Source organism: Nostoc parmelioides FACHB-3921 (genome assembly GCF_014696625.1).
GTDB classification, from domain to species: domain Bacteria; phylum Cyanobacteriota; class Cyanobacteriia; order Cyanobacteriales; family Nostocaceae; genus Trichormus; species Trichormus parmelioides.
The window spans coordinates 1-16,591 of record NZ_JACJQL010000008.1 but is presented as its reverse complement, the minus strand read 5'-3'; the positions used below and the strand labels follow the sequence as shown (position 1 = coordinate 16,591).

At 41.2% G+C, this 16,591-nt stretch carries 14 protein-coding genes; 6 read left to right on the top strand and 8 right to left on the bottom strand.

The annotated features are described in order from the left end of the window. Nucleotides 1-524: 524 nt before the first annotated feature. From hisA to H6G14_RS07775, 3 genes are all read right to left on the bottom strand, one after another. Complete coding sequence (gene hisA, locus H6G14_RS07785) at nt 525-1,298, bottom strand: 1-(5-phosphoribosyl)-5-[(5-phosphoribosylamino)methylideneamino]imidazole-4-carboxamide isomerase (protein ID WP_190566541.1); 774 nt, start codon at nt 1,296-1,298, stop codon at nt 525-527. 56 nt (nt 1,299-1,354) lie between these two features. Further along, entirely contained in the window at nt 1,355-1,645 is a 291-nt protein-coding gene (locus H6G14_RS07780; protein ID WP_190566539.1) for a DUF3593 domain-containing protein, read from the bottom strand. A gap of 79 nt (nt 1,646-1,724) precedes the next feature. Continuing rightward, complete coding sequence (locus tag H6G14_RS07775; protein WP_190566537.1) at nt 1,725-2,033, bottom strand: DUF2499 domain-containing protein; 309 nt, start codon at nt 2,031-2,033, stop codon at nt 1,725-1,727. Between the two features lie 176 nt (nt 2,034-2,209). Here H6G14_RS07775 and csaB point away from each other — a divergent pair, with 176 nt between their 5' ends. Continuing rightward, a complete protein-coding gene (gene csaB, locus H6G14_RS07770) occupies nt 2,210-3,247 on the top strand; it encodes a polysaccharide pyruvyl transferase CsaB (protein ID WP_190566535.1) in 1,038 nt (345 codons plus the stop codon). 65 nt (nt 3,248-3,312) lie between these two features. Here csaB and H6G14_RS07765 read toward each other — a convergent pair whose 3' ends face one another. Then, the gene (locus H6G14_RS07765; RefSeq protein WP_190566533.1) at nt 3,313-4,014 is read right to left on the bottom strand and encodes a Uma2 family endonuclease; all 702 of its coding nucleotides are present in this window, start codon (nt 4,012-4,014) and stop codon (nt 3,313-3,315) included. A 300-nt stretch (nt 4,015-4,314) separates the two neighbouring features. On the opposite strand from H6G14_RS07765, the gene H6G14_RS07760 reads away from it, so the two are divergent. The 4 genes from H6G14_RS07760 to H6G14_RS07745 all read left to right on the top strand — a co-directional run bounded on the left by H6G14_RS07760 (nt 4,315) and on the right by H6G14_RS07745 (nt 8,095). Continuing rightward, nucleotides 4,315-4,647, top strand: coding sequence for a DUF6825 family protein (locus tag H6G14_RS07760; protein ID WP_011320104.1), 333 nt, complete (start codon nt 4,315-4,317; stop codon nt 4,645-4,647). Nucleotides 4,648-4,908: 261 nt separating this feature from the next. Further along, entirely contained in the window at nt 4,909-6,594 is a 1,686-nt protein-coding gene (locus tag H6G14_RS07755; RefSeq protein WP_190566755.1) for an ABC1 kinase family protein, read from the top strand. A gap of 18 nt (nt 6,595-6,612) precedes the next feature. Beyond that, on the top strand, nt 6,613-7,335 hold the full coding sequence (locus H6G14_RS07750) for a Stp1/IreP family PP2C-type Ser/Thr phosphatase (RefSeq protein WP_190566531.1): 723 nt from the start codon (nt 6,613-6,615) through the stop codon (nt 7,333-7,335). A gap of 562 nt (nt 7,336-7,897) precedes the next feature. Beyond that, nucleotides 7,898-8,095, top strand: a complete 198-nt coding sequence (locus H6G14_RS07745) for an NblA/ycf18 family protein (protein ID WP_010998650.1) — start codon at nt 7,898-7,900, stop codon at nt 8,093-8,095. Nucleotides 8,096-8,555: 460 nt separating this feature from the next. On the opposite strand, the gene H6G14_RS07740 is transcribed toward H6G14_RS07745, so the two are convergent. From H6G14_RS07740 to H6G14_RS07730, 3 genes are all read right to left on the bottom strand, one after another. Further along, nucleotides 8,556-10,115, bottom strand: coding sequence for a serine/threonine-protein kinase (locus tag H6G14_RS07740; RefSeq protein ID WP_190566529.1), 1,560 nt, complete (start codon nt 10,113-10,115; stop codon nt 8,556-8,558). Between the two features lie 393 nt (nt 10,116-10,508). Then, the gene (locus H6G14_RS07735) at nt 10,509-10,952 is read right to left on the bottom strand and encodes a hypothetical protein (protein ID WP_190566526.1); all 444 of its coding nucleotides are present in this window, start codon (nt 10,950-10,952) and stop codon (nt 10,509-10,511) included. A 123-nt stretch (nt 10,953-11,075) separates the two neighbouring features. Next, complete coding sequence (locus tag H6G14_RS07730) at nt 11,076-12,254, bottom strand: anhydro-N-acetylmuramic acid kinase (RefSeq protein ID WP_190566524.1); 1,179 nt, start codon at nt 12,252-12,254, stop codon at nt 11,076-11,078. Between the two features lie 381 nt (nt 12,255-12,635). Between H6G14_RS07730 and H6G14_RS33510 the strand changes: the two genes are divergently transcribed. Next, nucleotides 12,636-13,418, top strand: a complete 783-nt coding sequence (locus H6G14_RS33510) for a PEP-CTERM sorting domain-containing protein (RefSeq protein WP_242053374.1) — start codon at nt 12,636-12,638, stop codon at nt 13,416-13,418. 432 nt (nt 13,419-13,850) lie between these two features. Here H6G14_RS33510 and H6G14_RS07720 read toward each other — a convergent pair whose 3' ends face one another. Continuing rightward, on the bottom strand, nt 13,851-16,178 hold the full coding sequence (locus H6G14_RS07720; RefSeq protein ID WP_190566522.1) for a putative PEP-binding protein: 2,328 nt from the start codon (nt 16,176-16,178) through the stop codon (nt 13,851-13,853). Between the last annotated feature and the right edge of the window lie 413 nt (nt 16,179-16,591).

The following is a 16,591-nucleotide window of genomic DNA, read 5'->3' as shown; positions in this document are numbered from 1 at the left end:
GGGTTTTCCATTATTTAGTGGTTTTTTTCTATTCTTGTTGCTTACCTTTAAATTTTTATTGGACGGTTGATTGGGATTAGGTTGTTGGCTAGCCATAGAACGCAATTTGCTAATGAGTAGTAATTGTATCTTCATTTAGCATATTACTATTTCCAGAAATCGGTCAATAAATTTACATAGTAAAATAAAATAGAGACGTTACAATATTTACGTCTCTATGGCAAAGGAAACCCATTATTTGTAGTTATTTTGAGAACTGAAAGATTTGCCAGAATAAATTATTCAGTATTTTAAGCTACTCTTTATAGATGGTTGTTTAGTAGGTTAATTTGATTGCAACCAGATGTTTTACACCAGTCCAGGGGAAACACTAACTGTCGATGAACTCATATAGCTAACTACAATCTGGTATCAGGGATTCCGGAAATTAAAAAACGCTATGGCAATTTACAGATGATACTTGTGTTCACATAGCATCTTGTAAAAACTCTACGCAAACACCATCAGTCTCAAGTTGAATTATTTTAGGCAAAGGAAGAGAAGTCTAAATTAGGTGGTATGTCTTGAATACGTCCTGGGCCGATCGCCTGCAATGCCTCCCTTAAGCTAATATCACCTGTATACAATGCACGTCCCACAATCACACCAGTCACGCCTTGGGGTTCCAATGCCAACAAACTCAACAAATCGGTGACAGAACTTACCCCGCCAGATGCAATCACAGGGATAGAAATGGCGGCTGCTAGTTCTCGCAGTGCGTCTAAATTCGGGCCTGCAAGAGTCCCATCACGGTGGATATCTGTATAAATGATGGCGGCTGCACCCATTTCCTGCATCTGTACTGCCAATTGGGTGGCTAAAACTTCAGATGTCTCTAACCAACCACGAGTAGCTACTAGTCCGTTACGAGCATCAATACCGATAATAATTTGTCTGGGGTATTGTTGACAGAGTTCTTGTACAAGCTGGGGTTGTTCTACGGCGACAGTACCAAGAATTGCCCACTGTACACCTAAATTAAACACCTGTTCCACACTAGAACGATCGCGCAATCCACCACCAATTTCAATTGGTATAGAAATAGCTTGAGCGATCGCTTCAATTGCTTCTAGATTTACTACTTTACCTGCTTTTGCACCATCTAAATCTACTATGTGCAGACGTGTTGCACCTTCATCTACCCACTGTTTAGCCACATCAACAGGATTTTCGCTAAACACTTGTGAGCGATCGTAGTCTCCCTGATAGAGTCGCACACAACGACCTTCTAGTAAATCAATTGCTGGAATAACATCCATCTCCATCCCCCTGTATTTAATGCCATGAAGAGTACTAATTTTGTGCAAATCCCGATTTAGTTTTTCGCTTTCAGTTGTCTGATAGCTTGTGCGAAACCCACTACAATCAAGATGTTAGAAAGAGTCAAAAATACTTCCGCACCACCGTGTAACCAGTCTACGTTTGCTAAGGCTTCACCATAATGAACTTTGGCATAAATGCCGGCGGGAATAGTAACGCCTACAAAAACAAGAGTACCGTAAAATCCATATAGGGCTAAACGAGGCATCAGCTGACTGCGGTGGATAAACCACAAGAAACCCAAATAGGGAAATAGGGATAGGGCAAATAGGGTTTCTTTAGACATAATCACTGTTCATTTGGTAACTGGTAATTGGTAATTGGGGGGAGAGATTTGCACTCGTTTACCTTCTCTTCCTCATTCTCTAATCCCTAACCTCTATTTTCGCAGAACGCCAAATCAACCATGCTGCTGCCAACAGGGTAAAATTCCCTACTAAAGTCATGGTTGCTTGCAATGTCACTATCCATTCTAGAGATTCGGGATTATCGAAATAATGCCATGTACAAGCACACATAGCACTAATCAAGGCTGGTAACATTGCTAGGGACAATCCCCACCAACTGCGGTTAGCAGTGAGTTCGCCATAAGTCCAGATTAACCAAATAGCGGCAATCCACTCGATAACGCTAGAAACATGAATAATCCAGGTGGGAATTGAGAGAACGTTCATAAAATAGTCAATAGTTATTAGTCAACTGTTAACTGTTAACTGTTAACTGTCAACCGTCAACACTTCCTTCATCTTCCCATAGGTAAATTCATATTTTTTGCGATATGACTGACATCTCGTCAACAATTGAGAAAATATTGATAATCTAAAATCCAACATCCAAAATTTTAAATGGAATGCGGGCATTATTATCTGGGTATTACGGTAAGGGAAATGGTGGTGACGAAGCTTTATTGGCAACGCTTCTGCAAATGTTACCATCTCATGTTACACCTGTGGTTCTGTCTGGGAATCCAGAAGAAACTAGCGATCACTATGGTGTAGAATCTCACAATCGGATGTCTCTTACATCTGTGTTGCCAGCTTTACGTTCTTGTGATGCTTTTATTTGGGGTGGCGGGAGTCTAATTCAGGATGTTACCAGCAGTATCAGTCCTTTTTACTATGGGGGGCTGATGACATTAGCGCAGAAAATGGGTTTAAAGACTGTGGCTTGGGCGCAAGGGATTGGCCCCTTGGTGCGTCCCCAGACTCGCTGGTTAGCACAACAGAATTTTACTGGTTGTACTAAAGTTAGTGTACGCGATCGCGCGAGTGCTGCATTATTAGCTGATTGGCAGATTCCCCATATCCTTGCACCAGACCCTGTGTGGGCGTTACAGGCAAAACCATTTCCAGAACTTGCCGATTTACCTAACCCTAGAATTGCTGTCACCTTAAGAAACCATCCCCAATTAACAGCGCCACGGTTAGCTAACTTAACTCAAGCCTTGGTGAGTCTGCAAAAATCTACCCAAGCCTTTATTTTATTACTGCCATTTCAAAAAAGCGAAGATTTAGCCATCGCTCAAGCAATACAACCACAATTAAAAGATGTTAGCGAAATTGTGTGTATAGAAGACCCACAGATTTTAAAAGGTGTATTTCGTGGCGTTGAAATGGCGATCGGCATGAGGTTACACAGTTTAATTATGGCAGCAAGTGAAGGTTGTCGCTGTTTTGCCTTGAGTTATGATCCCAAAATCAATCGTTTAATGGAAGATTTGGCAATACCTGGATGGGATTTAATAAATCTGCCAGATAACGCCAATATAATTAGTCAAACATGGATAGATTTCTACACCAACACTCAACCTTTAGCATCTGAGAAAATTACAACCTTAGTAGAAGGCGCTTTTATGCACAGAGAATTATTGAGTCAAGCACTAGTATAAAAAATTAAAATCTCCTCCTTTAAAAAAATGGAGATTTTATAAAACCAGAGGAATTACCAGCATTTTCATATCATATCTGGATCAATATTGAACTCTCGCAGTTTGGCAGCCAACCGTTCTGCTCTTTCCTCAGCTTGTTCTAGTTTTTGTTCTACCTGTTCTGCTCTTTCTTCTGGTGTCCCTACTAATTGACCATCTGCTGTAAAAAACCGTAATAATCCCTGATAAATCCCTAAATATAAGCCTAATTGCTGACTCCACAAATATCCTTGTTCATTTGCTTGTAGAGGTTGATATTTTCCATCTACTAAATGAAACCCAGCAAACTCTAATGTAAAAGGATCAAACCAGAAGTAATCATGAGTGCGGAAAGTATCTTGATATATTTCTTTTTTTAAACCTTTATCTGTTTTTGCTGTGGAATCAGAGAGAATTTCTAAGATGAAATTAGGATACTTACCTTCTTCTTCCCAAACTACCCAACTCTTACGGGTTTTGCGTTCAGTTCCCAACACCACAAAGAAATCTGGCCCCCGGAAATATTCTGATTTGAGTTGACGCGGACTGTAGTATATAGTCAAATTTCCCGCCGCATAAAAATCGTTTCTATCCCGCCATAGCCACTCAAGACATTGTAAAAGTAGGATTATCTGTCGTAGATGTAGTTCTGTTTCCAAGGGAGGCTCATCACTATATAAATCACCAGGGGGAAAGATCACATCTTCTGAGATGTCTGCTTGAGATTCTAATTCTTGGGCAATGGTCATAGAATCAACCCGGCATCAATTATTTCTGGGTTTATTTTATCATTGTGGAAAAAACAGGCGATCGCCTGTAATAGGCTACGCGATTCTCTTATGAAGTTAGCCACAAAAAATAGATAAAAATTTTAGCTTTTTTTAATATTTAATCCATCATTTATTATTAGCTGATTATATATCTATATAGATATAATTGCTGGATAGCAACCCGGCTAACTAAATAAACCTAACAGCACCTGCCAGAAGGAAGCCGCAAAGCATACGGGCAAGTTATAATTCTCTTGCGGATGAGCGTAACAAAAATTTATGAGTAACCCCCTTGTACAGGCCTTTTTTGTCGGTAGAGCTGTAGCCGAAGTCATTAATGAACGTCTAGAAGTCGCTTTTACCGATGCTTTGAGTGAAATCGGTAAATTTGATGCGGAAGCTAGAGAACAGCTACGCCAATTCACCGATGAAGTGATAGAACGAGCAAACCGAGCCTCGGCGGCGGCTGATGCAGGTCAAACAACTACAGGTAGTGGACGACAAACTGGGGCTGCTGACTCAGTTGACTTACAAGCCACCATCGATGAGTTACGGGCAGAAATCGCCCTCTTGCGTAACGAATTACAACGTTATCGCAGTAGTTCTGTATAGATTTAGTTAGTGGTCAGTTGTCAGTTTTGAAGCAGTGCGTTGGGGAGACAGCGCTGTGGGCAGCTTTGCCGACTTGAAGCGACTGTCGTCGGGTTCCCCGACTTGTAGCAACTGCTGTTAGCGTAGCGGTAGCGACGTTAGGAGCGTCACCCCTAAGGGTCAGTTGTTAACTGACGAGTGGCAATTTATGAAAACAATTTAGGAATCAGAGTGTCTTTTCTTCCAGGTGATTCAGTAAAAACCCAACGGTACGCGCAGGATATGGAAACCAATTATTCAGATAAGGCTTACCGTTGGAATCGGGAAAACTACTCTAGCAAGCGGCGCTTTGTGGACATTTGGTCTTTTGTCTTGACCTTAATGTTCAAGCTTTGGCGATACAACAAATCTTGGAGTTATCCTGGCGGTGTCACGGAAGCAAAACAGGCTGCAAGACGTAAAGCTCAAGCAGTCTGGATTCGTAATACTCTGCTGGATTTAGGCCCAACTTTCATTAAAGTCGGGCAGCTATTTTCTACCCGTGCAGATATATTTCCTGGCGAATACGTAGAAGAGTTGGCAAAGCTACAAGACAAAGTGCCAGCATTTGGCTATGAGCAAGTTGAAAAAATAGTTGAGCAAGAATTAGGTAAAAAAATTCCCGAACTCTTTCACAGTTTTGAGCCAATCCCTCTGGCGGCTGCTAGCTTGGGACAAGTACACAAAGCTGTCTTGCATAGTGGGGAATCCGTTGTTGTTAAAGTGCAGCGACCAGGATTAAAAAAGTTATTTGAGATAGATTTACAAATTCTTAAAGGCATTGCCCGTTACTTTCAAAGCCATCCCAAATGGGGACGGGGACGGGATTGGATGGGGATTTACGAAGAATGTTGCCGGATTCTTTGGGAAGAGATTGACTATCTCAACGAAGGTCGCAACGCTGACACTTTTCGGCGGAACTTTCGCGGCTATGAATGGGTAAAAGTCCCCAAAGTTTATTGGCGTTATGCTTCGCCACGGGTATTAACTTTGGAGTACCTACCAGGGATCAAAATCAGCCAATACGAAGCCATAGAAGCCGCAGGACTAGACCGGAAGGTACTCGCTCGTCAAGGCGCTCAAGCCTACCTATTGCAACTGCTCAATAACGGATTTTTTCATGCCGATCCCCATCCAGGTAACATTGCGGTTAGTGCCGATGGAGCCTTAATTTTCTACGACTTCGGTATGATGGGGCAGATTAAATCAAATATCCGCGAAGGGCTAATGCAAACGTTGTTTGGTATCGCTCAAAAAGATGGCGATCGCGTAGTCCAGTCTCTCATAGATTTGGGAGCGATCGCACCCGTAGATGATATGGGGCCAGTGCGACGTTCGGTGCAGTATATGCTTGACAATTTCATGGATAAACCCTTTGAAAATCAATCTGTAGCCGCGATTAGTGATGATTTATACGAAATAGCTTATAATCAACCATTTAGATTTCCTGCAACTTTCACCTTTGTGATGCGTGCCTTTTCCACCCTAGAAGGGGTAGGCAAAGGTTTAGATCCAGAGTTTAACTTTATGGAAGTTGCCCAACCATACGCAATGCAGCTTATGACCGATATGAATGGTTCTGATAGCAATAGCTTCCTCAACGAATTGAGCCGACAAGCAGTCCAAGTTAGTACCACTGCCTTCGGATTACCACGGAGATTGGAAGATACACTAGAAAAATTAGAGCGGGGAGATATGCGCTTGCGGGTACGTTCTATAGAATCAGAACGACTCCTACGGCGACAAGGCAATATTCAGATAGGCATAGGTTATGCACTGATAATCAGTGGATTTACCCTTTCAGCAACTATTCTGTTAGTTAATCATTATGTATGGTTAGCACTGCTGGCTGGTTTAGTTGCCGCAGCAGTGTCAGTAATACTGATTCGACTGCTTCTGCGCCTAGATCGTTATGACCGTATGTATTAATTGTTGTGATAAAAAGTTATGAAACTCAACTTCACGGGTCACACAGATCCGGGGCTTATTCGTTCTAACAATCAGGATGATTACTATATCGACCCTGAGGGGCGATTTTTCATCGTCGCTGATGGTATGGGTGGTCATGCAGGAGGTGAAGAAGCAAGTCGCATTGCCACGAGGGAAATTAAGGCGTATTTGACCGCTAATTGGGATGTTTCTAAACCCTCGCCCGAATTACTAGAACAAGCTTTATGGCAGGCAAACGAAGCCATTCTACAGGATCAGCAGAATCATCCTGAACGGGCTGATATGGGCACAACAGCCGTAGTCGTTATTTTCCGTAACCAAGAACAATGGTGCGCTCATGTTGGTGACTCTCGTCTGTATCGTTTGCGAGAAACACAACTAGAACAGGTTACGGAAGATCATACCTGGGTAGCCAGAGCAATTAAAATTGGCGACATTACCGCCGAAGAAGCGCGAGTTCATCCATTTCGCCACGTTTTATCCAGGTGTTTAGGCAGAGAAGACTTACACCAAGTAGATGTGCAACCACTGGATACGAAGATAGGCGATCGCCTATTGCTATGTAGTGATGGTCTCACAGAAGAACTTCCAGATCAGAAAATCGCTCATAACTTACAAATTAACCCCTTGTTGGATCAATCTGCTCTTTCCTTAGTTGAAGACGCTAAAGACCAAGGCGGACACGATAACATCACCGTGGTTATTGTTGCTTTAGAATAATGTCCCCAAAATAGCTAATTGCCAACTAGCAACTCACAACCAAAAACCGCATTTTTAGTAAATATACTCAGCAATTTGTTCAACCTGAGCATTTTTCCCATTTGCAACTTGATACAAATATTTTTAGCAGCAAATTTCCCCACTGCCAGCTTAGTTTACATAAATTTTGTCTGTTGACATCTTGCACATAATAAGGTATGACGCATATAATGCGATATTACTACCATTAATTTACTACCCAGTCATTAACATCTCCCGCCAGAGAATAGTTGCGACTAGGTAGTCAATTTTAGGTGTTGAACCTGCTGTAAATTTATTCAATCTATGAATTTAACCGAAATCTGCTCTAGCAGACTTGGGTTATATACCAGTAGGCTCAAGTGCAAAACAACGAAGCACAAACTTTACCCATTAAGGATATAGGCAATCTGTCAAATAGTTGTTATCTTTCTTAATACAGAGGAATAATCAACAATATGGGGCAGGTACTAACTAAAGTCCTATGCCTGTGGGGCTTCTGTAACCGACATAACCTTTACGCCTTGTCTTTTAGGAGTCTGTTATGAACCAACCAATCGAATTGTCATTGGAACAACAATTCAGCATTCGCTCATTTGCCACCCAAGTACAGAATATGAGTCATGACCAAGCCAAAGATTTTTTGGTCAAACTTTACGAGCAAATGGTTGTCCGTGAAGCCACATATCAAGAGCTACTCAAGCATCAGTGGGGCTTAGATTCTGGTTCCACTCCGGCATAGAGTCGCTATGTGTCGCAGTGGGCGACCTCCTTCTCTTGCTCAGTTCCAGGGAGGAAAAGAGCTGGGGATGCTGGGGCGTCAACTTACGACCCGAATAAATTCCCATTGACTAGTAAGTAAATAACTCAAAACTAAACATGGCATCTACTTTTGTTGTTAAGTACTGTCTTCCTTTAACTTGTTTAGCTTCTTGTTTACCAAGCTGATAGTATTAGTAAACTTCAACCTTCAAATGACTACTGGTTACATTACTATGTACCTTTGGCTTTTAAATCCCGTAAGTACTCTTAGACACCCTATTTTTGTAATTAACCAGGATCGTATTTTTCACTAACACTGATGATCATTATATTTATTGCCAATAATAGTTACAACTACGTTATATATTTTATTTATAAAAATTTACATTTTTAGACAAGATGTTTCGCTAATACAGATGTTACAGATAGTTCAAGCGGTTCTAGCCAGATAAGTCAATGGGAGAATCCGTATCAATAGCTGCCAATTTTGCGAGAATTTGGGGTTTAAGTTTTTCATATTCTCCTTTGAGGAGGTTTTTACTCATTTGGGGATCAACACAAGAGACAAAGGTTTTCGCGGTCATAATCCACTGTTGCAGCCGTTGACGTTGAGCTGAAGCAACACTAGCACTTAAAACATGGGAACAGCGATTTGGTGATTCTCGTGCAAAAAATAATAAACGATAGCCACCTGTTTGTACTAACAAGCTGGCTATCTCTTGACCGATACCAGTTTTGAGATCGAGATAGTAAGGTAACCATTTAGCCCCATATTTACGGTTATAGATAACCGTGATCCATAGCAGCATGGGATGAGGCGCTGTAATGAACAGAAATTGATTGTAACGACTGCAAATGATGCGCTTGAAAATTTCCTTCTCCGGCAGCATTACCCATAATGCAGGTAAGACTTCTCCATTAATATTGATAGACTGAGGAAAAACAATATCAGCAATAGGTTTATTTTGTGGCCAGGAAGTACTGTAAATACTGTTATCCTTAGGTACGGATAACAGCACATCAGGTTTTATCTTTTGTTCAGGGATAGTATTGATTGTTAAAGTAGCTGTAGATTGACGACTGTCGTAATTTTCCTGCTTCAATAAACGTTTACTACGTTGTTCCACTGACTCTAAAACTTGTAGTATTTCACTGATACTGGATGGGCGGTTTTTTGCTGCCTTAGCTAAACAGTTCGTTACTAAATTTTCTATTTCCTTAGGAATTGGTAAATCAGGTGCAACCTCAGAAAAAGTTCTGGGCGGTTGGTTGTGATGAGTTTTGTACCATGAGCCAAAAGAATGGGTAGGTGCAACTAATGGCATCTTACCGGTGAGCATTTCAAACATCATCACACCCAAACTATAAATATCGGAGCGATTATTTAATTCTTTACCCTCCATTTGTTCAGGAGATGAATAAGCTAGTGTCCCTAAATAAAATTTCGTCTGGTCACTATTGGACTGTAGTAATTTAGCAATACCAAAATCTAAGACCTTAACTAATTCTCCAAAACTGGGATCTTGAATCACTAGGATATTACTAGGTTTAATGTCACGGTGAATAATGGGGTAGACAGTTCCATCAACTGGAATACCATTATGAGCGCACTGTAAACCCAAGCAAATTTGACGCGCCATGCTCACAAAGCGAGACAAGGATATATTTTGCTGGCGAATTATTTGGTTGAGGCTGTGTCCTTGCAGATATTCCATGACATAGAAGGGGATTTTATTTTCATCTACGCCGTAATCCATCACGCGTACAATATGAATACTTTTCTGCCCTAATAAAGCACAAGTTTTTGCTTCTCGCTCAAAGCGTTCTCGCAAACGCATTTTCTCATTTTGCATTGATAAAGCCAGAAATTTCACTGCAACGGGTACACCTCCCAACAAAACATCCTTGGCACGGTAAACTCTACCCATTGCTCCAGTACCAATTAATTCCTGAAGCTGGTAACGTTTGCCAAGTAAACGACCTATGTTGGGGTCTGACATAGAGAATTGGACTCCAATATTCAACAGTGGTGAGCTAGACCTGTACTGAAAAAGTGCAGAGTAGTATTAGCAGGACGATAAGCAGCTTTATGTTAGCGGTAGCGGGGTGTTTAGCCCGTAAAATTTACCAGCCCCTTACCTCTAAACCTCTAGTCCCCTCTTCATCCTGATGTACACAGTTCATTATGGATACTCAGGATATGAGTACTCAGTTCTGTGGTTGAGGAGCGCAAACAAAAAACAATAGGTAGATGTATCCTAATGTTCTGCACTGGGATTTTGATGTAGTTTTAGTTTGCCCAATTTTTCTGTAGTAGATAACTTATAGGGATATCAAAAATTATGGGGGGAAAAAGATAACTACTGACAACTAACGATTGACTAATTATTTGATTAAGACTGACGCTCTAAGCTTGCTTCCATTGTGCTTGTTAAAAAATGACCTGACATAACACCGCTACTTAAATAATAGGCATCGTCAGAAATGCGGTGCATGGTTTCAAATCCACTCCGGCGTTGCCGATCGCTCATTGCCCAATAACGTTGCACAATTGTATCTAGACCAATCCAACCCTCACCTTCAACCTGTCCTAAAAGACTATGTTGCAGTAAAAAAGTATATTGGCGTTCTTCTTGATGTAAACGCCCCTTATACTGTAGTGAAATTTCTGGGCGATCGCTACCTGGAAATATCAACTTTGCTGCCATAGTAAACCAGTTATCTCGACTCCAAGCTACCAAGGTCATACCCTTGACGCTGATTGGCATACCATTCCGTTCTAGCCAACTGCCTTGTATTTTCCAGCGTCCTGGTTCCAACAAAAAAGTGTGAGCCACTTTGTATCTTCCTTGCCTTGATCGAGTAGTCCTCAGACTATAAACATATATTCTGCAAAGTCGAAATGTCATTAGTCAGTGGTCAGTAGTTATCTTTATACCCCTACTCCCCATTCTCTATCTTCACCCTTGATGAACTTCTCCCAACAAAACTTCATGTGGTGCGCCTGTGGCTGTTGGTAGGTTGCCTGGAATGCCTAATTGTCGCCAGTAAGCTAAAACAGCAAAGGCGATCGCTTCTTTAAAGTCGGCACTCACGCCTGCTTCATCAGTGGTCAAGACTGGGACGGTTTCTAACGCTAACTGTAATCTTTGTTTTAAGTACAAATTACGACTACCACCACCACATAAAAATACACGTTGTGGCATTTGTGGTAAAAAAGTACGATAACTGTGAACAATGGAAGCTACAGTTAGTTCTGTGAGTGTTGCTAGCATATCAGCTGGACTGAGTTGGTATGGTTCGGCATCTTGGAAACATTGATTTAGGTAAGCCACGCCAAACAATTCCCGACCAGTGGATTTAGGAGGTGAGAGATGAAAATATTCGTGGGTGAGCCATTTTTTGACTAAAGGATAGCAAGGAGTTCCACTGGCTGCCCATTGACCATCTTCATCATAGGTTTTAGTACCAGATGTCAGACGTTCTACTGCTAAATCTAATAGGCTATTACTTGGGCCTGTATCCCAACCACGAATTTGTGAAAGCCAGTCATCAGTACGCGCTGGGATATAAGCAAGGTTACCAATACCACCTAAATTTTGAATACAGCGACTCTCATGGGGATGACTCAGTAAAAAGGCATCGACTCTGGGAACAAGAGGTGCGCCGTGACCACCAACAGCGATATCAGCAACGCGAAAATTACTGACAGTTGTAATTCCTGTCAGATAGGCAATCATCTCACCACGACCAAGCTGGAGAGTATAGCCAAGGGTTGTCTTCCCTACTCCTGCTTCTTTTGGTGGTCGATGATATACAGTTTGACCATGAGAGCCTATTAAATTTGCTGGCTGATAACCTATTTGAATATTTTGAGCTGCTTGGGCAAAAGCTAGGGCGATCGCATCATCCATATCTGCAAGTTCCAACATAGAAATAGCTTCGCCTGCACAAACTGCCAATATGCGTTCTCTTAAGTCCGCAGGATAAGGATATGTTTTTCCTGCTAGTAATTCAACTTTCAGATCCAATTCTGTGCCAGTAATCTCTACTAAGGCGGCATCTATACCATCTACAGATGTGCCACTGATTAAACCGATAACACGGTGAGGAAGGGCAGATGCTTGAGAAGAATACATGATTGATTGTTGCTAATTGTCAGGGGTAGTCTAATTGATACTTGTCTTTTTGTCAAAAACTTCAATTTTTATTTTGTCTTTATGAAAATGATATAGGTTCTGACCTAGTTATTAACTATCAAATTCATACTACCTTCAATATTTTTCATTTTTAGCCAGAATTTTATCTCCGTACAATTTTATTTCATATTTCCTTTAAATTATTTGGCAGAATCTTTCAGGATAATCAATGTTTTTACTTATTGATGCTATGCAATAAAGTACTAAGTTGTGCATATATGCTTTTAGCTAAAGTCTAGTATTTATATCCTGTCTTTTAACTGTAATTACTCACAGAATTAAGTTGTGTTGACTAATTAGACAAAAGCAGAGTTCAAAATAATGATTCTGAAAAAACTTGTTTGTGCCACAGCTATTTCTGTATCCGCGATCGCTCCTTTTGCTAATACTGGTTCTGCCCATGCGATTGCAACACCAGTTTCTTCAATGAACTTAATTGTTAATGGCGGCTTTGAAGACACAACTTTAACTGGTACTAACCAAGCTCAACTAACAGGTAATAGTACTTGGAACATTTATGATCGGATTAATGGTTGGTCTGCAACACCAAACGGTAAAATCGAAGTCCAACGTGGTGGTATAGCTGGCTCTCCCCATAAAGATATTTCCGATCCTAATAACGCTTATGATCGTAACCTAGTTGAGTTGGATAGTCATGGTTACGATAAAACTAAATTTTCAGCAGAAAATCCCTTGGGCATATACCAAGATGTCGCAACTGTAGTAGGTCAAACATACACTCTATCTTTTGACTACTCTGCTCGTCCAAACACCAGCGCAGCAAATAATATCTTTGATGTATTGGTTGGCGATGTTGCCAATGTTGGTAATGTCCTCCGTGAAAGGATTTCCATTGGTGCTGGCGGTCAAACGACTGCTTGGACAACATTTACTAGGACTTTCATTGCTACCAGTCAACTATCACGGGTGCAATTTAACTACACCCCGAATGACTTAAATACTGGCTTAGATACTTATGGTTCTTACATCGATGATGTGAAACTAGTGACAGCTAACGTCGCCGAGGTTCCAGAGCCAGGTGCAATGGCAGGAATAGTCATAGCTGGTTTAGGATTAGTTACTTTTAAAAAGCGTAGTGCTTAAAGATAACTATCTATTGAAGATTGGACAAATTGAAGACAGGTTGTATTCCTGGTGAAGTTTGATAAGGCTGAAAAATTTTAAAATACTCATGATCACATCTCCACGGCTCTATTTAAGTGTCTGGAGATAATTTTTATTGATAGTTAGTAGGGTGTGTCAGTATGAGTAATTTTCTGGTGCAGCTAGGTTTTCTCGCAAGTAGCGCGCCCTACGTTTTGGATATTTTTTTATAGTGAATAAAAGGATTTAAGACCCCTACGTCTATACGTAGTATCATTTTCAGGCGGGGTTTAAATCCCCATCTGAAAATGTCTTTAATTTTAAATTTTGAATTTTGTAGGCTTGCCTTCCCGTAGGGTATTTTGAATTGTTAACTGGAAGTCCCTTACACCCTAAGACCAGTGTTTGAGAAAGCATAACTGTCTCCACCTTTCAACCACGCTGTCCCATCTGTCGGCGTGCTGCTTGTAATAATAAGCGGTGTTCAGCACGAGCGATCGCCTGATATGTCCTCTCTACTGCTTCTGGTTCCACGGAAATCGATGTGATACCCCATTGCACCAATTGATCGATAATTTCTGGATATATTGCTGGCGCTTGTCCGCAGATAGAACAAGGGATGCCGGCTGTTTGGGACATTTGGATTAGTTGGGCAATAGCAGCCATCACAGCTGGGTGGCGTTCATTTAAAACTTTGGTGATGTCTCCCTGTTCCCTGTCTGCACCTAATAGCAATTGTGTCAGATCGTTTGTACCGATAGATATACCTGCTACCCCAGCTTTGACATATTCTGGTAGTAAAAATAATACACTAGGAACCTCTGCCATCATCCAGAGTTGAAACTGGGGAATTTGGGTGAGTCCGAATTGTTCAACTTTTTGGCGACAGAAGGTAAATTCGGCGACGCTGCGAACGAAGGGCAATAAAAGATGAATGTTATCATAGCCGTCTTTCTGGGCATTAGCGATCGCTGTAAGTTCTAATTCAAAAACATCAGAATTGCGGACATAACTCAATGTACCGCGATCGCCCAAAATTGACTGGGGCGCAGATTGGAAATTATTTGCTGATAACTCATGCGATCGCCAATCCAAGGAGCGATAAAACACTGGGCGCGGAGCAAAGGCGCGGGCAAACTGGACAATCTGCTCAGATAGTTGCTCTAATAATTCTGATTTCCGCCCATCCAAAAGCCAAAAATTCGGATGCTGTCCCTTGAGTAAAGATAATAACATCAACTCTGAACGCAATAATCCCACCCCATCTACAGGCAAGTTCTGTACTTGCTCAATTAGACTAGGTTGACTGAGGTTAACCAGCAGTTGGGTAGCAATCATTGGCATTTGCCTGCTAACAACAGGTTGAAATGGTAGAGTCAGAGGTTGCTGGTGTGAATTTTCTACCGTAGTGGCTTCATCTGCTTTTAGTAAATATACCTCTCCGCGATCGCCATCTATTAGCAATCGTTCACCATTAGGAATTAATAAGGTGGCATCTGCTACATTGACAACGGCTGGAATGCCCAGTTCCCTAGCCAAAATTGCTGCATGACTGGTTACTCCTCCTTGGGCTGTGACAATACCAACGGCTTGTTCTAGTAACGACAACCAATCAGGTGTAATTGCTGCTACTACTAAAATTACGCCTTTGGGTAGTTGTTCTGGTTTACTGTGGGAGTCAGTGACAACATAAGCATTAGCGGTGACACGTCCTCTAGCCGCCCCAGCACCCTTGATGAAAGGTATATTAGGGATTGCAGATTGGGGAGTACTCACTTGCGTAATGTAGAGACAGGGGGTGGAATTTTCCTCAGGAATTGTCCATTCAATAGTGAAACTATTACCTAGTTCGCTTTTTAGTTGATGCCCTAAGGTAATTACTTGTTGTAGGTATTCTTCAGTTAAAGCATATTGTTGCTGGTGAGACTCTTCCACTGAATACGCGCCTACACAAGGGTAATCTAATGTGAATAACTCTTTATCGGCTAGTTCGGCATCATTCAATTTTGAACTATCTAGACGATAGGCGAACATTTTATTTCCCAGATGTCTTTCTAAAACAATACCTGTTTCTTGTTGAATGTGGTGTGTATCTGGTATAACTTCGCCCTGAGTCAAGGCTAATCCTAATCCCCACGTAGCTTGGATTTTATAGCCTGAGGAGTTAGCGATTAATAAACCACTGGCGATCGCATTTTTGACTGGCTGTACTAAGATTGCTAGATTAACTTCTTGGAGGTTAACTCCCATACGTTGCCAATATAGCAAGCTTCTGGCGCGAAACAGTTGACTCCAGGTATGCTTGAGAGTGTGAGCGATCGCGTCTTCATTGCAGTAACAGAAAGCAGCATCCAATAATCCAGATGTGTTTCCTAATCTGTAGGTTTTTGTTGCTAGCGTTAAGCTAGGACGGAAAATTAAAAAGTTAGTTTGCCATTCCCTAGCGGCCGTCAGAATTGTATTCACCCACTGTGATGGTACAGTTGCATGAATAATTTCCTGACGTAAACGCCCAGCCACCTGCTGGAGTTGTCGCCAGTTGGCTACATCCAAGTGTAAGGAAGAATTAGGTAAGTTAGCGACTAATGATTCTGAACTGTTGAGAGTTTCTAGAAATAATCGCAAAACTTCTTCAGACACTACAAAGCCAGGAACAACCGGGTAGCCACGCTGCTTGATTCTACTTAAATAGAACGCTTTGTCACCTACTTTAGCCCGGTCTTGTAATTTAATGTGGTCAAGCCAGTAGAGTTTATCCACTCAATTTTTTTGATTGTCAGTTTGCCAGGAGAAGTTTTTATTTAGGTTCTGTCGCAAGTAGCACACCCTACCACGCCATCAATTTCGGATAATTTATTTTTTAGTGTTCCCTAACTTCAAATTATCTATAAAAAATCAATCAATAATCAAGTGTCACCATATGTTAGCTGAGATCATCAATATTGCCATAAATTAACTCACATTCTATCTATCCCTGCAAAAATTAGATTATCGAGAGATTAATAATAGCAAAATCGCTATTTTTCCTATTGAAATAATTACCCTAGAGTGCAGTTAATATTGAATTATAGCCTTTCTCAGTCTGGTGAAGTACAGTAACAAGAATGGGTAAACCAATTATAAATATCATTTAACGAAACTTGATTAAAAGCACTTTCAATTGCTTTTGCTAA